Here is a 22,537-nt window from a genome sequence, read left to right on the forward strand (position 1 = left end):
GTGGTATTGATTTTTAGTAGTTATTGATGAATTGTCTTATTTCAGAAATGGTAATAGGTATAATTTTGTTGGGCAGAGTATCGAGATATGTGTTTATACGAAATGTTTGAATGGAAATGTTGGGATTTGTTTCTTTTACGTATGTCTTAATCTGGCTTGGTTTTATAAATTTTCCTTTTATAATTGGAGTTAGCCACTGGATAAGATATATTTTCATCTCGGGGTCATAATGAAACGGTACTATAAAATTCGGCAAATGTAATTTGTTTACTTCCTCATTTAACAGTTGTAGTAATGAAGATTGTATATAAGTTATAAGTTTATGGTAGAGAGCATCTTCTATAGGTTCAGAAGATTGTATTAAAAGTGCATAATGAATGGCTTTAGCCCGTTCCATAACAGAAGATAATGTTAAAGGGATTGTTTGAATATCATGAACCAGAATACCCTTTGGGAGTTGCTGGGTAATCCGTTCTTTAATTTCAGGGATAGGAAGCTCGGTATAGAGCCATGTTTCGAGATATTCTTTTATAACGGTTTCACCGACAGGGGCAGGTAGTGCCAAACTAATTCGTGCATGGGCATGATACCCAGATGAGTAAAGAACAGGAAGCTGAGCACGACGGAGGATGCGAATCCATGTGTTTTGGAATTCGAGATGACTGAGAAAACGAGCGGAGCCAATTTTAGACACGTTGAGAAGAATTCGTTGGACAGGTTTTTTATTCAAATAATCTACATTGGTTGGTAAAAGGTTTGTCTTTTCTGTTTTGGTAGTATCTGTTCGTTCTTTGTTTTGCCAATGGATACATCGCAACTCTTTCCACTTTTGAATACCACAAAGGTTGCATTGAGTTCCTCTACAATCATACGTGAGATTACCCCGTTGGGCATTTAGCCATTCTTTGTAAAGCCATTTTTTTTCAATTCCAGGGTCAATAAAGTCCCATGGAAATGTCTCTGTTTCTTCACGGTGGCGTAGAAATTCTTCTGCAGTGAGATTGTGTTCTTCTAACGCCTTGTACCAATATTCAATGTTAACATTATCGGATGATGTTTCTAACTTTGCTCCTAATCTCCATGCGGAAAGAATTACATTACTCGTTCTGCGGTCACCACGACTTATCAGTCCTTCTATAAAAGAAGATTCTGGCACATGAAAATTAATTTTTATTGCTTTATATTTTTTTAATTCTTTTAATATTCTCTTTTGTTTTTCTTTAATGTCATTTAATGAAATTTGTGGAGCCCATTGGAAGGGTGTCCAAGGTTTGGGGACAAAGGTTGAAATACCGAGGTGAATATGTGCAGAGGAGCGTATCTTCCTTGCTTCATGGAGGCATCGAACAGTTAAGTTAATTAATGCCTCAATGTCTCCATCTGTTTCTGTAGGCAACCCTATCATGAAATAAAGTTTCACATGTGTCCAACCTTTTTTGAAAGCGATGCGGATAATTTCCATTAAGTCTTCATCTGTTACGGATTTATTGATTACATTTCTGAGTCGTTCTGAACCGGCTTCCGGAGCAAAAGTCAGCCCGCTACGTCGTATTGGAGAAACGGCATCGGCTAAGAGAACGGAAAAGGAGTCCAAACGCAGTGAAGGTAAGGCTACACTGGTTATTGTAGGGTTTGTCAATATTAACGTGTCATTTAGCAATTGCTCTATTTGAGAATGGTCGCATGTAGATAGGGATACTAAACTGACAGTTTCTAATCCAGTAGTGGGAAGTAATGATGACACTATTGTTTGGACTTGTTCAGAAGAACGTTCGCGAACAGGTCGTGATATACAGCCAGCAAGGCAAAATCGACAACCATGAGTACAACCTCGCATGACTTCGATAGAAAGACCTTCATGAATTAAGGAGGTATATGGAACAATATATTTTGTGATGTAATTCTCATCGGTGAGTTGTGATGTCACAGCACGGTGAATTTTTTTTGATAGATTTGGAATTACACTACCATTTGGAGTTTCACTACATTGGTAAAAAGAAGGCACATAAACTCCATTTAATTGGGATAACCGTTCTAACTTTTCTAATCTCGTAGCAGATTTGGATTGTAATAATATGTCTGCTATGTGTAAGATAATCTCCTCTCCATCACCTATTACAAAGAAATCGATAAATGGTGCCATCGGTTCTGGATTAAAACAGCAAGGACCACCAGCACATATCAATGGGTCTTTTTCTGTCCGTTCTTTGGAGAGTATAGGTATATGGGATAGGTTCAGAATATTTAATACCGTCGTAAAAGTTAACTCAGATTGTAGGGTAAAGCCTATTAAATCCACAATATTCACAGAGTCTTTAGACTCCCAAAGGAAGAGGGGAATATTTTTTTGTCGGAGAAGTCTCTCTAAATCGGGGGCTGGAGCATATACACGCTCAGCCCAGATATGCGATTTTTGATTTAACAATGCATATAAGATATGTAGACCTAAATTACCTAATCCAAGTTCGTAAAGATCTGGAAAAACAAGGGCTATTCGGAGCTGTATGTTTTCAATATTCTTGTGGATAGCATTCCACTCTGTCCCTAAATATCGCGAAGGACGTTCTACTTGAGGAAGAATCTCATTCCAAAATACTTTTCGGTTTTCTGAACTATTTTTATGATTCATTATTTCTGATTTCTTGGAAAACTATTTAATAAAGGTATAACCTGCTGATTCGGTTTTGACCATATAATTCTACCGACAAGGACACACCCCTGAGCACCCCGCTGGCGTGCATTTTTAAACATACCCTCACCAACAGTAACCCATGTTTCCTCTGGAGATACCGCAGAAACACCGAAATTCCCCATCGTAGCCCCTCGTTCTGGAAACACAACTTTTTCGGTGCTTCTGACAACACACAAAGCATCAGGGTCAGCATTGACACGGGCTATGAATAACGGGGCACGATGTCGAATAATATGGTCGTTGTTCGCACCTTTTCGGGTATAAACCAAGAATAAGCCGTCACTATGAACTGCCCAGTGTTGTTGGGTATTGTAACTACCCAATTCAGTTCCATCATCAAACAGCCACGGTTTAATCGGCTTGTAATGTAAGCCATCTTCACTCCATGTTACATACCCTTTTTCATCATTACGTAATGTCAGATAGTATTTGTTCTTGTATTTAGCAAGAGATGGTTCACACATCCCACGAGGTATATTATGAGTAATAATATCACCATGTTCAATAAACTCTAATTTTTGACCATCAAACTTAAAATGAGTCACAGTTGCAGAATAATTCTCATTATTATCATCTTGAGTCTTGGCAAAGTATATAGGTAACAATATGGTGCCATCCTCATTAATAAGCCATTGTGTACAGCCAGGCATGATTGAGAAAGTATTTGTAAGTTCTCCACCTACCTGCAATGTAAGCCAATTTGTCCATTGGTTTCCAATTGGGTCATAAATGGCATAGGCACCTTCTACACGACGTGCACGGTCACGGACTTGATGTCCTTTTGAGTCATAACGGACACGAATACCAATAGCAAGATATTTTTTTGTTGGAGCATGCCAACCTGGAGTAACATCACAAACACTCGCAATGAGTCCATCATCTTCCTTTATCCAGTCTAATTCTGGAACGGGTTGAGGCGAAGTCCATGTTTTACCACCATCTACAGTTTGAGACGTATACATACCTGAATAATAATCGGACACTATCAGATGTTTCTGGAGTGTCATTAGTATAAGGGGATAATCATTATTTGTAATTATAGGAATTGTTGCTAAGCGTGGATGAAACCAGCAGAAATCATCTCCATCATAATTAAAGGCACATTGAGTTTCGATTTTGAAGCTAAGGTCTGTATCCTCCGCAAAAGGTTTTGGCATTACTAAGAAATAAAGAACTAAAAAACTAATAAGTAATATCGTCTTTTGTCTCATAGGTTATTCCTTTTTATAATTTTTGTCTTTCATTATACTGAAAAATGGATTGCAATTTGGACACGTCGAGCAGGTCAGACGAGTCGGATAGAATTACTTCCTAAAAATTACATAACCTGTATATTATAGTTATTTCGGGGTAGGAACTTCTTCTGGTGTTTCAAAGGTAACCTCTTTCTGTGTAGGTTTCCTTATAGGTTGAAAATCACATTTTTCACTGTCACAGTAAAGGTCTTGTTGTTCCGTCGTCATAATTTGGTGGAATTGAATAGGTTTAAGGCGAGAGACAGCCTTTTCATAAATTTCTTTTGTAATTTCCTGATAAGGAGCCTGTGGATAATTATGTTCCTCAAGAGGGAGGAAGCTTATGGACTTTAATCGAGTTTCATAGAGTTCGAGGATGTAAGGAATGTCTTTTGCCTCTTCTGGTTTGAAGGTAATAGTTGCACTTACTTGATTATCAGCCCAGTAATATTGCATTTGTGCTACATTCTCGACCTGTTCCCAAATAGAGACATCACGTTTGGACCGTGAAAAATGGGGTTGGTGCACAGGAAAATATACTACTAAGGTGTTATCCCCATAAACAGATTCTTCTATTCGATACCCCGCTTTGCGAAGTGGTTCGACCAGGGGACTGGTTTTATCAATACGAATAGTGCGATAGTAATATTCAGCATGAGGATAATGGATACCAGGTGTAACCCCAGGAAGTAGAGATACGGTTCCGCTGGGTTTTACACTGGTTTTCTTTATACTCTCAGGAATACATAGCCAGCGAGAATATATTCTATCAAGTTCACAAATATATTTGTAACCACTATCACACCAGCGGAAATGTTCACGTCTACCATGTCTATCAAAATTCTCAACAATACCAGATTGAGATAAACCTATCCGACGGTTTCGAAGCATAATAGCATTGGTGCGTTCGTTATGAGTAGGGATTAGGGTTACAGTTTTGGCGTAGAGGTATGCATATTTCAATGTCCTACGGTACTCTTCAAATGAGGCGTGACGTGATGGAAAGGTTTCTACAAGATTGCAAATTTCAAATGATTCAAGGCTTTGCTCAGCACACGGATTTGTTCCTGCCACATTTTCATCGATCCAGTTAGGACCATCTTTCAGCCTTCCATAAGCACGTGCATTTTCAAGCCAGAAATACCCTGGTTCACCATTAATTGATGTTTGTTTTCCTGTCTTATGGTAATTCATTCCTTCATGAGCAATGACACTATTATTGGATGCCCATCGCCATGCCATAAGACGGTCTTCGTGCAATTTAGGGTCTTTTAAGGTTAGATACTCATCATCATCTGGGAAACCCAATACCAATTCGGCAGTACGACGGACTCCACCAGAAACGACACATTTACCAATAATATTCATTAGGTCTGTTATATCTGTTGAAGATATACGTTGTCCGATACGTGGTTGAAGAACAATATCAATATTCTGCACACATTCAATTAACGGACCCGGACCGGGTGCAATCCCGCCAAAGGTACGAATTGGCGAGCCCATTGGACGAATCTGGGAATAATCAATTTTGGAAGGTCTTAACCCTTTTCCTACATACGAATTCAATATTACGCGGATTAAATCGACCCAACCTTCTTTCGAATCATCTACAACGTGAATATACTCACCTACCTTCGGTTTCTGAATCACTACTTTATTAGCACCTTTTGTATCAAAAGCGACACCAACCCCTAACATTGACATATCCATTAGGAAACAGAACGGTTCGGCAAAATCCATCTCTATATCTTCTGTTGAGACAAAGGCACAATTATTAAGAGCAGCGGAACCACGAATGTAGATATAATCTGTGCCCATCATCCATAGTCCACGGCCTGGAGGTAGAAATTTAAATTCCCACATTAATCGAAACATTTCTTGAGCAGAACGCTGTGCCTTGTCAGGCTTCCATGGAAGTTTTAAGTTAAGACAATGGTTCCATTGGATGGTATAGCACCCCTCAACAACACGGCGAATCGTTTCCCAGAATTCTTCGGTTCGACCACCACTTTCAGGAACAACACGTGCATAGGTTCTTTTATAAGTGATATACCCCAAAGGACCCCAATCTGGTTGCTTATCCTTGTATTGGTTGATAAAATCCTCATCTAATTTGAATCTCTCACGAATCGGAAACAGCATGAGTTTCTCCTTCTTGTTTTTTAATTTATATTTTTAATTAAATTTAATTTCAAAATATACAATACTAAAGTATTAAACTTTTTTATGTTTTGTTTTAACCCATGGGATGTTATTTACCATCTCAACCTCATAATCCGAAAATATATTTGGGTAACGGTCCTTGACAATAGAAAAAACAAGACTAAATAGAAGTCTTATTTCTTCTTCAGCACCTGGGTCAGTTCGTTGTTCAATAACATGTCTCAAGGTGCGTAAATTACACGACCAACCGATAGTTGTTGCGACACCCATCGGTGCAATGCGACGGAGTCCCGAGGTTATCTGCTTTTTTAATTCAAATGGATGTTTATCTAATTCAAACAGGTCTGATAATTCCTTCTGAAGTCGTTCCATTTCCTCTACTGTGCGGACAAAAATTTCCATGCCTTTCTCATTCTCTCTTATATGTGTTGGAATATACATTGAAAGTGTTTCAAGACGAACGAATCTTAGTGACTCCTGAGAAATAGCTGTGCCAGCACGGTGACGAACCAATTCATGGGTAACAACACGGCTCACATCAGCAAAAATGAAATTTAAATACGCATGCTCCAAAACGCTACCATGCCCCACTTCGATAATATGCTGGATATACGGTTTATTACCTTGACGAACCTTGGTAACATTCGGATTTAATCCTGGCTCAAAAGAACGATAGCAAAGTCGACCCATGACTTCCACTATCTTTTCGCTATCACTGGGAGCATCAGTATTCCAATCAGAGACACCAAGATAGTCAAAATATGCCTTTAATCCTTCATTATTAATTTTTGTTTCGCCTACAAGAAAAACTTTTGGTTCGACAGATTTCATTAAAAACACCCTAAATTTTAATTTCTATTAATGTAATGCCCAAACATTTTTATTATAGCATTACGTTTAAATATAACTAAAATTAAAATAAAAGTCAAATTTTAGAACAATTTGCTATTAGCATAATTATTATTAAAATTTTGAATGATATACAATAAGAAGTAAAATTTTGTTTTAACTGAATTAATAGCATACTATATATAGCATACTATTTTTTAAATATACATTATATAGACTTTTCATTTTCATAAGTTTATTTTAAGAAGTTTACATATTTTGGAAATAAAAAATTTTTTATTTTTTATTTGTACTCAATCCCTCATTTTATCAATATCTATTTAATATTACCCTTAATATATAATTTTTGCTCATAAAATCTTCACCATTTGGTTTTTTATCTTTAGCCTTAAAAATTACTATATATTGCATTAATAGTAAATATTAATCAATATATAGTATACTTTCGCTAAAAGTTATATTGAAGAATTAAAAAAAGAAGGGTAGGAATTTTATTTTTTATTAACAAAAAAGGTAGATGAAGGTAAAAAATGTTTTAACGAAAGGTACATAAATCATATAAAAATAAAAATCTTTTAGTTTATTTATAATTTAATCATTAATATCGATAGTGAGTAAATTATTCATGATAATAAAATATTCAACTCTTTTTTTCTGTTCTCTCCATCCCATATTCATGTATTCATAAATTCCTTTTTAGTTTTTATCTTGTTCAGAGGCATTTGTACATAAAAGTTCTTGATTTGAAAATATATGGATTAACATTTTATTTTGTATGTTGATTTTATTATGAAGTTTTAATTTTAATTGGAGGGATTTTAGGTGAAAAAGGTAATCAAGTATTCAATAATTGGAATTCTGTTGTTTCTTCTTATTGCCTGTTTATTAATAGGTGGCTTCCTATTTTTCCACTTATACTCAGCGGTAAACTATATGAAGGCTTATTCGCCTAAGACTTCGGGTACCATTCAGCTTTCAGGAGTTCATTCAGAGGTCGTTATTAAACGTGATGATAATGGTGTTCCTCATATTGTCGCTGGTAGTGAGGAAGATGCATGGTTTGCGTTAGGGTATGTAATGGCACAAGACCGGCTATTTCAGATGGATTTCTATCGCCGATTATCACAGGGTAGAATTTCTGAACTGGTAGGTCCATTGGCTGTTAAATATGATAAGGTGTTAAGGACTTTTCGACTGAGAAAGTACGCGGAAGAAGTATTAGAGAAATATGCTGATATTTATAAGCCATTACAAAAACCATTTGATTCATTTTTAAAAGGTATAAATACTTTCATAGAAAATGAGCCATTACCGCCTGAGTTTCGTATTTTAGGGTATCAGCCTGAACCATTTACAGCGGTAGACTGCTTGACTACCGCAATGATAATGCCGATTACTTTTGCAGATGGATTACGGCATGATTTAATGAACCTTGTGTTGAAAATGAAATATCCAGATGAGGATTTTTCAATTCTTTCGTGTGGTTATCATCGTGAAAAACCAGTAACTATTATGGAAACAATAGAGGAGGCAGAGGAATATTTAAAATCTCAGGGACGTGATTTGTCTAATTGGGGACTACCAAGTGCCAGTTTACAACCGCCCGTCAAACGAGAGACAATAGCATGTTTAGAGGAATTTACTTCAACTTGGCAGGATATAGTCGAGTTCATGGGAATTCATTTAGGAAGCAACTCTTGGGTTTTAAGTGGGACAAGGACACAATCTGGTAAGCCTATTCTTGCAAATGACCCACATATTGGATTTCTACAACCTTCGGTCTGGTATCAAGCCCATTTAGTTTACGAAAATTATGACCTATATGGGTTTTATTTTCCCTTAATACCCATCCCATTAATGGGGCAAAATCTGACGTATGCCTGGGGATTGACTATGTTTGCAAATGATGACCATGACTTATATTTAGAGATATTCAAGCCAGACGACCCAGGTAAAGTAAAATATCGTGGGGATTGGGTTCCAGTCATAGAGGAAACAGAGACAATTCAGGTACGATTTGGCAAACCAGTTACATTTAAACGACGGGTGACCCCTCATGGAGTTGTCGTTACAGATGTTTATCGGACATTACTAAATTACTACGGGCCGGAATTGTCGTTATACTGGGTGTGGCAGCATGTGCCCTATACAGATTTAATGGCATTTTATAAGATGAGCCATGCTCAAGATTTGAATTCCTTCCAGGAAGGAGTGTCTTTAATCACCTCTCCTGGCATTAATGTGTCGTATGTAGACAAAATTGGAAATATTGCATGGTGGGCAGGAGCAAAGATACCTATTCGGCCTGAACATGTAAATTCGAAGTATGTTTTAGATGGGGCAAGTGGTAAAGATGAGGTATTAGGTTATGTACCGTTTGAACAAAATCCACATTTAATCAATCCACCGTGGGGATATATTGTTACCGCAAATAATCTTTCTACAGTAAAACCAGTCGGTGAGGTAAAAGAATTGCAGGGATATTGGGAACCATCAGACAGAGCACAACGGATGGAAGAACTTTTAGAAAAACGTTCTGATTGGACTATTGATGAATTAAAGGAGGTGCAATTAGACCATACCTCCGTGCCGGGACCGGCGATAGTAAAAACGATGGTAGAACTATTAACACCCAAAAAAGGAGATATGTCAACATTAGAACAGGAAGCGTTTGAGAAATTAAGTACATGGGATTATCAATTTGATACCGAGAGTTTGGGGGCATCTATCTTTACTGTTTTTTGTGACGCTATTTTACGTAACCTTCTTATTGATGACTTGGGTAAAGAGATGTTACGTGGATATAATACCGTGGCAGACCGTTGGAGTTTCTTTAAGTATGTCATCCATGACGATGCTTGTTTTCTATGGGATGACCGTTCAACACCCCAAACGGAAACCCGTTCGGATATTTTCTTCCGTGCTTTTAAGGAAACGGTAAAAGTCCTTAATAAGAAAGCTGGTAAAAATATCTCGGGGTGGAAATGGGGCAGGATACACACTTTGGAGTTTCATCATCCTCTCGGATATATCCCATTTTTAAGGAAACTGTTTAATGTGGGTCCATTCCCATGTGCGGGCTCTTATCATGTCGTTAACAATATGCCATATATTGCTGGGACATATAAATATGAAGTTGTTGCAGGACCTTCGACACGACGATTAATCGACTTTGCCAAACCTGATTTTGTCCTTGAAGTATTACCTACGGGTAATTCTGGTATCTCGAACAGTAGATGGTATCGTAATCAAGCGGAACTATTTATACGGGGCAACTACCGTGAAGCACGAATAACAACAGAACAAATCGACGCAAACACAGTAGATAAATTAGTTATTAAACCAAAGTAAGAATATTTTATTGGGAACTATCTGGGTAATTTTTTTAAGGGAGATTTATAAAAGCACGGCAAGGTGCCCCATCTGAATCCACAATAGCAAGGGGAAGAACCACAAATTCATAAATACCTTCTGGAATTCTTTCTAACCGTAAGCCTTCTACAATAAAAACATTATTTTTCAGCAATATTTCATGAGTGGGTTTAGACTGTCTATAAGGTGCAATAGAAAGATAATCAATTCCAACAAGACGAACTCCTTTATCAACAAGCAACTGGGCAGTATCAGGAAGTAATGCAAGAAAGTTTGTGAAGAAATCCCCATTTGTTGGAAGGGTAGAATTTTTAGTTTTGAATAAGACACGAGGGAGTAGTTCTATCCCCTTCAACCTTTCTGCATTAATATGTTCATCATATTTCCATTCTATAACCTGCACCTGTCCAAAATAAATAGATGGGTCAATCTCATGTAATTTTTTACCGTTATCAACAAAATGCCATGGAGCATCACAGTGAGTACCAGTATGTGTAGACATATGTAAGAAGGAGGTATTTGCATTTGCACCATTAGAAATTCTGCGGTCTGGCTCAAAGCTGAAATTTAAATCCCCAGGCCAAACAGTCATTCCGAGCTGTAATGGGATACTTACATCAATCCACGGCATAAGCTTTTCCTTTTCTTAAATTTATTTTTTTATTTTATATTGTTTTTCATTTATTGAATTTAATTATAAAATTATTTGTGTTTGTGATAAAATTTAAGTAGTTAAACCTTATTTTATTAATTGTTATATATAAAACGTTGTTTAACATAAAAGAAGAGGAATTTAAAATGCCCGAGTTATTGAAGATTTTAGGTTATGCAGTAAAGGTAGGTGCTTCTGATATTCACCTTACAGTGGGAAGTCCCCCTGCGGTTCGTATTGATGGTGAGATTCGATTTATTCAAGCGGATCCACTTTCACCAGCGGACACACAATCGTTTGCAGAAGAAATGCTCAATCCAAAACAAAAGGAGCATTTTTTCGAAACAGGTGATTTCGATATAGCGTATAGTGTTTCTGGCTTAGGTCGGTTCCGTGTAAATTTGATGAGGCAAAGAGGCTCCATTAGTATAGTAATGCGACATGTAAAGGGAAAGATTTTAGATTTTGCAAGTTTAAATCTACCACCTGTGCTGGAGAAAATTGCCAACTTACCTCGAGGTTTAGTACTTATCACGGGAACCACAGGTAGTGGTAAATCAACGACGCTTGCCTCTATTATCGACTATATCAATGAACGAAAACGCCTACACATCATTACATTAGAAGACCCAATCGAATTCTTGCATACGAATAAAAAAAGCATTGTAAATCAGCGGGAAGTTTTCATTGATACTCGTGATTTTCATGTTGCTCTTCGCGCAGCAATGCGCGAAGACCCAGATGTTATTCTTATTGGGGAAATGCGCGACGGAGAATCATTTCAAGCGGCAATTTCCGCAGCAGAAACAGGGCATCTTGTTTTTACCACGTTACACACGACCAATGCTATGTTGACGATTGACCGCATTTTAGACATGTTTCCTTCCAATATGCATGACCAAGTGCGTAATCAGATTGCCCTACAGTTAAAAGCTTGTGTATCACAACGACTTGTCCCATCTATCGACGGTAAAGGACGAGTTCCAGCGGTAGAGGTACTGCTTAACAATCCTGCAATTTCCCAATTAATTCGCGAGAACAACGTAAAACAAATCCCATTAGCCATCGTTAACGGTGCAGATGATGGGATGCAGACATTTAATATGAGTTTGGAAGACTTAATACGTCGGAAACTCATTAAAGAAGAAGACGCCATGTGGAACTCAGATAACCCCGATGAACTGAAAATGATGTTGCAGGGTATTAAATTAAGTCAACAACGAGGTGGAATTTTAAGAAAATAATATTGAGGTAATAAACAATTTTTGTACTCAAATTATGGCTATAAATTTCACAAACACAAAAGATACATTTTTTTATATTTTTTTATTAATATATAATTGATTATTATTGAATAAACTTATAAATAAAGAAAGAAGGTCTTTATGACGAATTTATTTGAGAAGAAATCTTTTTTAAAAGGGTTGCTTTTTGTTATTTTAGTAGTTACTTTCCTTGGGCTTAATGGGTGTTCTTTACATTTAATCCATGTCTATCTGACGTGGCAGAATGACCCTCATACAACTATGACTGTCAATGTCCAATCTTTGGGCAAGGATTACCCTGTAGAGGTTTTGTATGGACAGGAAAGTTGTCAAGGGAAGCCTGAGTTATACCCTCATCAAACGGTTGGAACTTCAAAAGAGATTCCTGGTGTAGAACCGAAAAGAACAATTCATACTTTTGAATTAACAAATTTGAAACCAGGTGAAATGTATTATTTTGTATTGAAAACGAAGAAAGGAACGTATTCGTCTGAATATAAGTTTCGCACTGTTCCTAATGATGGTTCACCACTTCACTTCGTTATAGGCGGAGACATGGGCATCTTGCCTGCGGCACCAAAATTACTCCATCAAGCAGGAAAATTAAATCCTCAATTCCTTGTAATTGGTGGTGACATCGCTTATGCGAATGGTGATGTGAAGAATGATTGGATATGGGATATTTGGTTTAATAATTGGGAAAAACACATGATAACAACGGATGGGTGTTTAATCCCTATTATTGCAGGTATTGGAAATCATGAAGTAAATAAGAAAGAGGCATCGGTACCGCAAGAGGAACGTGCTCCATTTTACCTTGGTTATTTTGCACAAGGTGGGAAAACCTTTTTTATGCGTCATTTTCATCCTTATCTCTCTTTGATTGTTTTAGATTCAAGTCATATCGTTTCAGTAGCAGAACAAACGGAATGGCTACAAACATCTTTACAGGCGTCTGAACAGTTCCCATTTATAATTCCCGTGTATCATGTTCCATTATACCCGAGCCATAGGCCATTTGATGGTGGCGTTTCTGTGGAGGAAAGGAATCTTTGGCTTCCCTTATTTGATGAATACCATGTCCCTGTCTGTTTTGAAAATCATGACCACACGTTCAAACGGACAAAACCGATGCGGAACAATCAGCCAGATGAAAATGGTACTATTTATTTGGGAGATGGGTGTTTTGGTGTAAATCCGAGAGAGATTAAAAATGCTGGATTAGGGTATTTAGAGAAAGCGAGTAGTAAACGGCACTTTTGGTTGGTGGAGATAAATGAACATGGTTTAAATGCAAAAGCCTATGATGAGCATGGTGAAAACTTTGATGAAGTAAATATTTCACCTCGTTCCGTAACCAAAAGCAAATAATATACACAACTCATTTATTCGGGTAGTGGCTTATCTTTCGTTTCAGGGGCAAAAGGCAGGATTCCTAAACCTATCAGGAATACGATAGAAATCATTACACCTGCATGCCTTATGCCAAAGCGTTGAGCGAGAGTTCCAAATGTGTATGGTGCAAATGCAGAGATATACCGTGCAACATTGTAGCAGAATCCAACACCAGTGGCTCTGAGGCGTGTAGGATATAATTCGGGAAAATAAACCGCATAGCCAGAGAAAATAGCCAGCAACATAAATCCCATAGAGAAAAACAAAACAACTGCTACTGGGAATGAGTTCGTAATAATAAAGGTTAAAGGAATTACAATCAGGCAACCGAGTAATGCTAATGCGAATGCAATTTTCCGTCCTGACCGTTTTGCTACATACCCATAACATAAAGCCCCAAAGAAGCATCCCAAATTCTGAGCCATAACAGCCAAACTCACTTTTATTTCAGTTGCCTTCTTTAATTCAGGTAGATTTTCTGGGTTTAGAATTTTACGTAAGAGTTCTGCAGACCATACACTAATCCCCCAGAAACCTACAACACCTACAGTCGCCAGTACGATGCCGACAATAGTATTTCTTCGCCAGCGAGGGTCTCCAAATAGTTCACGAATCGAGCCTAATCCTTCTTCTCCTTTCTTGGCTTTTTCTTTAGCATCATGCCAAGACTGAGGTTCTCGGATATACCACAGAATAATAAATACTAACAATCCTGGTAGAATTCCAACCAGGAATACATATCGCCATACTGTATCTACTGAGGATACCATCGTTGTCATAGTAAGATTAATCACGCCAGACATGACATTGCCAATTGCAGACATAGATTGTAAGAAGGCAAGGGCGGTCGGTCTTGAATGGTCTGGGAATGTTTCAGCAACTAAAGCGGCACCTGCGGCAAACTCTCCACCAATTCCTAAACCTGTAAGAAATCGTAACACAACGAACTGAATCCAGTTTTGGGATAGACCACTTAACCCAGTGAAACCAGCATACATTAAAATAGTTATTGCCATTGTTTTGGTTCGCCCTAAACGGTCACCTACCATTCCGAAAAATAATCCACCAGTCGCCCAACCTAACATCATACACATTGTTGCCATACCGATATACCAGTTTAAGTCCGCCTCACTTACTCCATGCACTAAGGAACGCATTGCGGGTTGTTTTGCAAATACAAAAAGCCATTGGTCCATGGTATCAAACATCCAGCCCATAATCGCCACGGCTAATACGAGGTAATGATACCCAGTTAAACCCTCTGTCCAACGTTTTTGGGACATTGTGCTTTGCTCACTCATTTTGTCTGCTCCTTCATGATATTAATTAATTACAGTAAAAAGCCTTCTTCCATAAGAACTTAATCAAAATCATTTCATTGTACTAAATGCTCTTAAGTAAAATAAAAATGGTGATACTTATTTTCAAGTTTTAATTTGCAAATAAATAGACCACACCCTATCAATAAAAAATATCGTTCCTAATTAGCAGATTAGAATAAGAATTCGGGTTCTAAAATAGGCTGAAAATTTACATCCTTATCTGTAACAGGGAATGTAACTGCCTCAAAAACACCTGTTCCTGTTCTCATAACAGCACGAGCAGTACCAAGAACTGGAACCACTCCAAATAAGTAACCGAAAGGCTTCCCCTCTTTTAATTTTTTATCGAATGTTAGCGGTAATTCTGCCCAGCCAAACATTACATTTGATAACCCACGTCCTAATTTTGTTAATGATTTCTCAAATCTCGTGGGTTTCGGCAAATCTTCATCGGGATTATATTCCTGAGCCAAAAGCAAAATGGGTTGAACAAATACAGACACCAGAACACAGAAAACGATAACTCTTTTGCTCATCTTAATATCTCCAAAAGTATTAATTTAATTTTTTCAAATATTATCTATATAGTTTAACAAAAATAGCAACGATTGTCAACAAATTTCTTACTAATTTTTATCTTCTCTTTTTGCAATTCCCATCCATAAACCTAAAACACTAATGCAAATACCAACAATTAGAAAGTCATTTATTATTTTCTTTAGGCTATTTATGCCCATACTCTTTTCACATCCGCATGATGATTTTTCTTCATTTCCACTTCCTTCTCCTTCTGTTGTTCCTTCACTTGCCCCTTCAGAGGTGGAAATTAATGTATATTCTCCATTTTTTGTTACCGTTACGTTATCAGTCAAGATAACCTTTATGGATGCAGGTTTTGTCCACTTGTCTATACTTTTAAAGTCAATCGTATATTCTTCCCCAAGATTTAAATTTTCAACCTTCTCACCGCTTTTACGATAAATATTATCTTTTGTTAATTTCCACATGGCTCCTGCTTTTACAGCCTCTGCTGGTGTAATATTTACAATAAGTGAGCCTCTCTCTTCATACACACCTGCTGCTCCGTTAATAATCCCTGCTTTCAAATCTATTACTATATCATCAGGTACTTTCCAGCCTGGAATCTTTTTAAATTCGATTGTGTATATATCCGTAGGAACACTATCTTCTATCGCACCACTATCTTGCCATATCTCTTGTCCTACTCGACGCCATTTTGCACCTTCATCAACCGCTTTGGTTGGGAGTAATGTAACTTTTAATGAGCCTGTTAATCTTTCATAAATACCATTTTCTATAATAGCCTCCCCTTTTTCTATTCTGACCTCCTTGTCTTCTGGGGGTGCCCATCCTCTTATACCTGTTTTGAACGTAATTGTATAGGTTCCCTCGTCCAAGAATACTGTTTTGCCTGAGGAATACCAAACATCACTTACTCCTGATATTTGCCAGCCTCCCTCTAAATCACGAATTTCTGCTGGGTATAGATTTACCGTTAGAGCAGTGCTATTGGTTTGCGGATATCCATAGAAAGGTAAAAATAACAAAGTAATAAAGAAAAATATTCGCCAATATTTGTTCATATTCAAAGAACTCCTTTTGCTTACTAACTAACTATTTATAATACCATTTAAGGAATACCAAAAAAAACTCTTACTCATTTTGTAAATCTATTTTTCTAATTATTAATAAAAATATCATGAATTGTCAACATTTTATATAAAAAATTATGTTAATGCTTTCTAAATTTCATGTTTTAATATAATATAATAAAACATCACTATTAAAAAACTTATACTTTTGTTAGTAGTAGAAGGACGGTCTATGAATATGGAAATGAATACCTATGAATCTGAGTTAAATCATTTTGATAAGGTGATTCGTAAAGAGAGTTTATTAAAATTAATTAGGGATAAAAATGTTAAAGAAAGTGCTAATAAACCTTTACGACTGTTTAATCTCCACTGTCATAGTTTTTTTTCATACAACGGATATGGTCTATCCCCGACTGCATTGGTATGGAGAGCGTTACAAAATGATTTTTATGCGATAGGACTTGTAGACTTTGATGTGCTTGATGGTATAGATGAGTTCTTAGAGGCATGTTCTCTATGTAGGCTTCGTGGTTGTGCTGGTTTTGAAACTCGCATCTTTGTTCCACAATTTGCATCACTTGAAATTAATTCTCCTGGAGAGCCAGGCATTAGCTATCACATTGGGATGGGTTTCACTACCAAAGAGGTAAAGAAACCAGAAGTATTAACAAAACTGAAAAATCTTGCACAAACGCGAATACAAAAGATGTTACAGCAAGTAAACAAATATCTTTCACCCTTGACAATCGATTACACAAATGAGGTTTTACCCTTAACTCCTTGTGGCAATCCAACTGAAAGACATTTATGTACTGCTTATTATCAAAAAAGCCGGTCTTTCTTCTCATCGGAAAAAGATAGCATCCATTTCTGGTCAGAAAAATTGAGATGTTCTATTAATGACATTGAAAATATTTTTCAAGACCCTGTCAATTTTCAAAATTTGATTCGTTCACGGCTTATGAAATCGGGCGGGCCTGGCTATGTCCCTCCTCAAAAGGAAAATTTCCCTACATTGTTAGAGGTCAACGAGTTCATATTAGCAAATCACGCTATCCCTACCTTTGCCTGGCTTGATGGAACAAGCTCGGGGGAACAAAAAATTGAGGAATTACTAACTATCATGATTCAATCTGGTGTATGTGCTGTGAATATTATTCCCGACCGCAACTGGAACATTAAAGACCCTGAAATAAAGAAAAGGAAAGTTCAACATCTTTATGATTTTGTGAAACTTGCAAATGATTTATATTTACCTGTATTTATCGGTACAGAATTAAACGCCCCCGGACAAAAATTTGTAGATGATTTAGATACACCTGAATTAACACCTTTTTATCAAATATTTTTAGATGGTGTTCATATTGCTTACGCCCATACTGTTCTTGAAAAGACTGCTGGCATGGGCTTTACAAGCCCATGGGCACAGAATTATTTTGCGAATAGAAAAGAGCGGTATGAGTTCTTTAAGGAAATAGGAGAACGTTTATCACCTGTCATATAATCAATAAATGTATAGTATAAAGGATTAAACAAAGGAAACAACTAATTATGAGTTCAAACCCGATACCTCAACCACCACAGAAGAAGAGAATTAAAAAAAGAACCCTTTTGCCATGGTTATTAGGTGTTCTTTTTTGGTGTATTTTTTTATTATGGTACCAATACACCCCAAGTAACGATACTGTGGAATTCTTCTATTCATGCGGGCTTTACCGTGCTAATACTCTCATCTTTACCTTGCTTCAACAGACAACCACTCACTCTTTTGCAATATGGTTAGTTCCATCCTGTATCTTATTATTTCTCATTCTTTGGATAGCGAATTGGGTTTATATTCGTAAAAAGTTAAAAAAATCCCATTTTTGGGGAATCTTCTGGTTAATAAAATGGACATTTATCCTGAGTGGTTTTTTAACAGTGGCTTATTTAGGCTTATGGGGTGCTGGTTATCAACGGAAACCAATTGAAGAAAAACTTAGCCTCGAAATTGCAAAGCCAGACGAGGCAGAAGTGAAGAAAATAATGGAACAACTTCTATTTGTTATTGTAGATAATAATCTTCCGAGGGAACAGCGGAATCCTAAACAGAGTATCCAACAAATCTCAAAAACGATGCAGAAAATCGTAGCGGAATGGGATGAGATACCAATTTACCTTCCTTTACACGTTCGCAAAACACCACCAGGTATGTTTTTATTTAATAGCACATCTGGTATGTGTTTTCCACTTACATTAGAACCCCATGTTGACGGAGCCTTACCTCCACATGCATTTGTTGCAACAGCAAGTCATGAACTCGCACATATTGCTGGTTTCTGTGGAGAAGCAGATGCTAGTTTTGTGGGATATGTAAGTGCCCTACAGAGTGATGACCCTTTTGCTCAATATTCTGTAGCATTAGACATTTACGAACGGCTCGCATCATTTCTACCAGGAGAAGAACGAAAAAAGGCTATTGAACAACTACCGTCTGAAGCACAACAGGACTTAAAGGAAGAACGAGAAATTGTGAATAAATATCGTGTGAAATGGTTTTCTGAAATATCATGGAAGGCTTATGATAAATATCTCAAGTCGCAAGGCGTTAAAGAAGGTGTTCGTGATTACGGAAGGGCTACTAATTTATTCATTGCAGGTATTCGCAAGGGCTTAATCTCACTACCCGAAATACAGCAATACCAACCAGATAATACTCCAAGTTCGGAGGAAGCAATGCCAGTGGAAGAACAAAATCCAGAAGAAGAGGGCAACTCGGATATATAAACATGATATACTTAAAAAAATAATATACATTTTAATATTAAAAGGACATAATGTATGCCTGTAAACCTCGCTGTTTTATTGTCGGGAAGTGGAACAACATTGCAAAATTTGATTGACCGTATTAGAGAAGGCACTTTAGATGCAAAAATTAATGTTGTTATTTCATCCAAATCTACAGCATACGGATTGCAAAGAGCAAAACAGAACCAAATTCCTACAGTTGTTATTCGACCAAAAGATTTTCCTGATTTTCAAACTTTTAATCAAGAATTATGGAACACTATCCGCAGGTATTCAGTAGACCTTGTTGTTTTAGCAGGCTATCTTTCACTTATTTCTGTGCCTGATGATTTTAGAAATCGCATAATGAATATTCACCCTGCGTTAATCCCTGCTTTTTGTGGGAAGGGTATGTATGGTCATTATGTCCACGAAGCAGTATTAAAAGCAGGGGTAAAAGTTACTGGATGCACTGTCCATTTTGTTGATGAGCATTATGACCATGGTCCAATTATCCTTCAAGAAGCGGTGCCTGTTCTTGATGATGATACTCCAGAAACACTGGCTGAACGAGTTCAGGCTAAAGAGCGGAAACTCTATCCCCTTGCTATTCAGTTGTTTGCAGAAAATCGACTTAGAGTAGAAGGAAATAAAGTTCACATATTACCTAAATAGATTGGAAAAAGAGAAGGGAATATGTCTCTGCAACAGGTAACGTCGCATTCAAAAATTCCGTTATGTTTGCCGAATGGATGCTTAAATAAAGAGGCTATTCGTTGGGATAGTTATCCATTTGTTGACGCAAAATTATATAAAGATTGGGGAAGAAAAAAACAATGGATGTATTGGGCAGTAGTATCTCCAGATGGTGTTTTTGCAACTGTAATTGCAAATGCTGACTATATGAAGATTGGTTCTGTGTATCTTGCAATGTTCAATAAAAACAACCCTATTGAAAAAGCAAGCATCCAGTTTACGAAACAACAGATACATATCCCTCCCAATCCTTATAAGGAAGCATATTTTAAGCATAAAAACATGTGGCTTGAATATCGAATAGAGCAAGGCTCAACAAATTTATACGCAAGAACACATATCCATGGACAAGAATTTATTGCAAATATAGAAATATTTAGGGATATGGACTTCCCCACATTAAATGTTGTCATTCCATGGACAGAACGACGTTTTCAGTTCACATCAAAACAATTACCATTTTCAGCAAGAGGAAAAGTACGATATAAAGATATGGTACTTGAATTTAATGAAAAAGACACGTTTGCATGTCTGGATTACGGTTCGGGCAAATGGAAATATAAGACGGATTGGAACTGGTCTGCTGGTTATGGTATCGATACTCAAGGTAGAAAGGTTGCTATAAACTTAGGGGCACAATGGACAGATGGAACAGGACAGAATGAAAACGGTTTATGGATTGACAACCAATTTTTTAAAATTCATGAAGAGGTTACATTTATATGGGACAAAAAAGAACCGCTCCATCCTTGGCATATAAGAAGTAAAACCTCGGATGATATTGATTTAACTTTTAGTCCGTTTCATATCCGACCCGATAAGACCAATTTGATATTGCTAAAATCGGAAGTGGTTCAATGTTTTGGAACCTTTTGTGGTAAAATAAAACTTGGAAATGAAAATATAGAGATAATATCATTAATAGGTTGGGCAGAGGAACATCATGCTTATTGGTAAAAATTTGGGAACAAATTTGCTTACTGATTAGTTATAATATAATACTAAAGTAAATAATATGTTTATTAAAGGTATGTGTTATGATGAGATGGGAGAAAAAAAAGGTAACTTCCGACAAATCAACAATAACAAAAATTACTCGGCCTGATGGAAGTACAATCCAGTCAGAAGAACAACCACGTACAACTATCAAAAATATAGGTTCTCTACAGGAACTCCTCCAACAAATAGGGAACATTCCTCAATGGAAATTCAACGAGGCACTAAAAGAATCGCAACGGACAGGAAAATTTATTGTTGAGATTCTCGAGGAAAAGGGAATTATTAGTCATGACTCCATCATGTCTTTACTAATTAAGCAATGTAAAATTCCTTTAGTAAGTCTACTCAGTTATTCAATTGACAGTAAAGTCGTAAAGATGATACCCCCAGAAATTTGTGATAAATATCGAATACTTCCTATTGATAAAATGGGTAATACAATAACCCTTGCTATGGTGAACCCTCTGGATGCTGAAGCCATTAAAATAGCGAAACAATACTGTCCTAATTTGCAAATACGTCCAATATTGTGCTCATACAAAGAATTTGAAAAGGTAAAAAGAAGGTATCTTCCTTCCATGGAAGGAACTACCACGGGTCAAAAAGTTGAGGAGAACATATCTACTGAACAATCAATATCTTCGCAAGAAGAACAAATTGAAACTATACCTGAGGCTGTTCCTGTGGAACCTGAATTACTTGACCCTAAAACACAAGAAAAGATTCAGCAAGAGCAATCATTTTTACATACAGTATTTACAGAGCCAATAAGCGTAGAAACATCAATAAATAAGGTTAATGTTGAAAAAGAAGACTTCTCACTTCAAGACCTTGCCGCTTCCATGATTAGTAGTTTGCAAGGTTCGTATGAATTACTTATCCGTAAAATAAAACTTTTTAACACCTTAACGCCAGAGGAGGTTGCTAATATCTTTGTTCGTTGTCAACAAATACACCTGAACGAAGGGGATGTTTTGTTCTCAAAGGGTGATATTGGAAAAAGTCTTTATGTCCTTATCAGTGGAGAGATTGAAGTATTTGATGATGAAAAACAAATATGTTGTTTATCACCAGGAGAGATGGTCGGTGAAATGGCAGTGATTACACAAAACAAAAGAAGTGCAAGTGTCAGAGCAAAAGAAGACTCTGTCCTTTTAGAAATAAATATTAATGACCTTTATCGGTTTATCCCCCCTATCGTTGCAATCAAACTACTAACAAATATTATCTTTACTCTTAGTGAACGTCTACAAACCATAAACGAAAAACTTGCTTCAAAAACAAAATAGCCAACCCCTTCCCCCACATAATGAGTTTCATGTATTTATTATAAAAATATAATCCAGATACTTTTATCTTTAAGGGTATCATCAGCGTCCCTGATGATGAAAAATGAAGCATATAGGACAAACAAAATACAATCCATTAACAGTATAGACACAATTTATTAGGTAG

The 22,537-nt window shown here is 36.8% G+C and carries 16 protein-coding genes; 8 read left to right on the forward strand and 8 right to left on the reverse strand.

The window, feature by feature from the left end; translation table 11 throughout:
* Positions 1-13: 13 nt before the first annotated feature.
* The 4 genes from PLJ10_05225 to thyX form a co-directional block, all read right to left on the reverse strand.
* Positions 14-2,629, reverse strand: a complete 2,616-nt coding sequence (locus PLJ10_05225) for a TIGR03960 family B12-binding radical SAM protein (GenBank protein HOK09046.1) — start codon at positions 2,627-2,629, stop codon at positions 14-16.
* Positions 2,629-3,903 (reverse strand): sialidase family protein, encoded by a 1,275-nt coding sequence (locus PLJ10_05230; GenBank protein ID HOK09047.1) that lies wholly within the window; start codon positions 3,901-3,903, stop codon positions 2,629-2,631. The genes PLJ10_05225 and PLJ10_05230 overlap by 1 nt, the downstream gene beginning before the upstream one ends.
* Before the next feature lie 129 nt (positions 3,904-4,032).
* Positions 4,033-6,069, reverse strand: a complete 2,037-nt coding sequence (locus tag PLJ10_05235; GenBank protein HOK09048.1) for a fused protease/ribonucleoside-triphosphate reductase — start codon at positions 6,067-6,069, stop codon at positions 4,033-4,035.
* Between the two features lie 72 nt (positions 6,070-6,141).
* A complete protein-coding gene (gene thyX / locus PLJ10_05240; GenBank protein ID HOK09049.1) occupies positions 6,142-6,921 on the reverse strand; it encodes an FAD-dependent thymidylate synthase in 780 nt (259 codons plus the stop codon).
* An 840-nt stretch (positions 6,922-7,761) separates the two neighbouring features.
* Here thyX and PLJ10_05245 point away from each other — a divergent pair.
* Entirely contained in the window at positions 7,762-10,290 is a 2,529-nt protein-coding gene (locus tag PLJ10_05245) for a penicillin acylase family protein (GenBank protein ID HOK09050.1), read from the forward strand.
* Positions 10,291-10,324: 34 nt separating this feature from the next.
* Here PLJ10_05245 and PLJ10_05250 read toward each other — a convergent pair whose 3' ends face one another.
* Positions 10,325-10,942: a cyclase family protein gene (locus PLJ10_05250; protein ID HOK09051.1), complete on the reverse strand. Its 618-nt coding sequence runs from the start codon at positions 10,940-10,942 to the stop codon at positions 10,325-10,327.
* A 167-nt stretch (positions 10,943-11,109) separates the two neighbouring features.
* Between PLJ10_05250 and PLJ10_05255 the strand changes: the two genes are divergently transcribed.
* Positions 11,110-12,207, forward strand: coding sequence for a type IV pilus twitching motility protein PilT (locus tag PLJ10_05255; protein HOK09052.1), 1,098 nt, complete (start codon positions 11,110-11,112; stop codon positions 12,205-12,207).
* A 141-nt stretch (positions 12,208-12,348) separates the two neighbouring features.
* Complete coding sequence (locus PLJ10_05260; GenBank protein HOK09053.1) at positions 12,349-13,599, forward strand: metallophosphoesterase family protein; 1,251 nt, start codon at positions 12,349-12,351, stop codon at positions 13,597-13,599.
* 14 nt (positions 13,600-13,613) lie between these two features.
* Here the strand turns inward: PLJ10_05260 and PLJ10_05265 are convergent, their stop codons facing one another.
* The 3 genes from PLJ10_05265 to PLJ10_05275 all read right to left on the reverse strand — a co-directional run bounded on the left by PLJ10_05265 (position 13,614) and on the right by PLJ10_05275 (position 16,549).
* Complete coding sequence (locus PLJ10_05265; protein ID HOK09054.1) at positions 13,614-14,924, reverse strand: MFS transporter; 1,311 nt, start codon at positions 14,922-14,924, stop codon at positions 13,614-13,616.
* Positions 14,925-15,115: 191 nt separating this feature from the next.
* A complete protein-coding gene (locus PLJ10_05270; protein ID HOK09055.1) occupies positions 15,116-15,481 on the reverse strand; it encodes an exosortase system-associated protein, TIGR04073 family in 366 nt (121 codons plus the stop codon).
* A gap of 90 nt (positions 15,482-15,571) precedes the next feature.
* Entirely contained in the window at positions 15,572-16,549 is a 978-nt protein-coding gene (locus PLJ10_05275) for a hypothetical protein (GenBank protein HOK09056.1), read from the reverse strand.
* A 241-nt stretch (positions 16,550-16,790) separates the two neighbouring features.
* Between PLJ10_05275 and PLJ10_05280 the strand changes: the two genes are divergently transcribed.
* The 5 genes from PLJ10_05280 (at position 16,791) to PLJ10_05300 (ending at position 22,371) form a co-directional block, all read left to right on the forward strand.
* Entirely contained in the window at positions 16,791-18,065 is a 1,275-nt protein-coding gene (locus tag PLJ10_05280; protein ID HOK09057.1) for a hypothetical protein, read from the forward strand.
* Positions 18,066-18,112: 47 nt separating this feature from the next.
* Positions 18,113-19,327, forward strand: a complete 1,215-nt coding sequence (locus PLJ10_05285; GenBank protein HOK09058.1) for a DUF3810 family protein — start codon at positions 18,113-18,115, stop codon at positions 19,325-19,327.
* A gap of 54 nt (positions 19,328-19,381) precedes the next feature.
* A complete protein-coding gene (purN, locus tag PLJ10_05290; protein ID HOK09059.1) occupies positions 19,382-20,002 on the forward strand; it encodes a phosphoribosylglycinamide formyltransferase in 621 nt (206 codons plus the stop codon).
* Between the two features lie 21 nt (positions 20,003-20,023).
* Positions 20,024-21,040, forward strand: a complete 1,017-nt coding sequence (locus tag PLJ10_05295; protein ID HOK09060.1) for a DUF2804 domain-containing protein — start codon at positions 20,024-20,026, stop codon at positions 21,038-21,040.
* Positions 21,041-21,120: 80 nt separating this feature from the next.
* Complete coding sequence (locus PLJ10_05300) at positions 21,121-22,371, forward strand: cyclic nucleotide-binding domain-containing protein (GenBank protein ID HOK09061.1); 1,251 nt, start codon at positions 21,121-21,123, stop codon at positions 22,369-22,371.
* Positions 22,372-22,537: the final 166 nt, after the last annotated feature.

Origin of the sequence: Candidatus Hydrogenedens sp. (genome assembly GCA_035361075.1) — a bacterium.
In the GTDB taxonomy this organism is placed as follows: Bacteria; Hydrogenedentota; Hydrogenedentia; order Hydrogenedentales; family Hydrogenedentaceae; genus Hydrogenedens.

Coding starts and splice junctions, on each gene's coding strand:
- PLJ10_05255 (HOK09052.1), top strand. CDS start 11,110: ATGCCCGAGTTATTGAAGATTTTAGGTTATGCAGTAAAGGTAGGTGCT.
- PLJ10_05300 (HOK09061.1), top strand. CDS start 21,121: ATGATGAGATGGGAGAAAAAAAAGGTAACTTCCGACAAATCAACAATA.
- thyX (HOK09049.1), bottom strand. CDS start 6,921: ATGAAATCTGTCGAACCAAAAGTTTTTCTTGTAGGCGAAACAAAAATT.
- PLJ10_05275 (HOK09056.1), bottom strand. CDS start 16,549: ATGAACAAATATTGGCGAATATTTTTCTTTATTACTTTGTTATTTTTA.
- PLJ10_05295 (HOK09060.1), top strand. CDS start 20,024: ATGTCTCTGCAACAGGTAACGTCGCATTCAAAAATTCCGTTATGTTTG.
- PLJ10_05270 (HOK09055.1), bottom strand. CDS start 15,481: ATGAGCAAAAGAGTTATCGTTTTCTGTGTTCTGGTGTCTGTATTTGTT.
- PLJ10_05285 (HOK09058.1), top strand. CDS start 18,113: ATGAGTTCAAACCCGATACCTCAACCACCACAGAAGAAGAGAATTAAA.
- PLJ10_05235 (HOK09048.1), bottom strand. CDS start 6,069: ATGCTGTTTCCGATTCGTGAGAGATTCAAATTAGATGAGGATTTTATC.
- PLJ10_05280 (HOK09057.1), top strand. CDS start 16,791: ATGAATATGGAAATGAATACCTATGAATCTGAGTTAAATCATTTTGAT.
- PLJ10_05265 (HOK09054.1), bottom strand. CDS start 14,924: ATGAGTGAGCAAAGCACAATGTCCCAAAAACGTTGGACAGAGGGTTTA.
- purN (HOK09059.1), top strand. CDS start 19,382: ATGCCTGTAAACCTCGCTGTTTTATTGTCGGGAAGTGGAACAACATTG.
- PLJ10_05260 (HOK09053.1), top strand. CDS start 12,349: ATGACGAATTTATTTGAGAAGAAATCTTTTTTAAAAGGGTTGCTTTTT.
- PLJ10_05225 (HOK09046.1), bottom strand. CDS start 2,629: ATGAATCATAAAAATAGTTCAGAAAACCGAAAAGTATTTTGGAATGAG.
- PLJ10_05250 (HOK09051.1), bottom strand. CDS start 10,942: ATGCCGTGGATTGATGTAAGTATCCCATTACAGCTCGGAATGACTGTT.
- PLJ10_05230 (HOK09047.1), bottom strand. CDS start 3,903: ATGAGACAAAAGACGATATTACTTATTAGTTTTTTAGTTCTTTATTTC.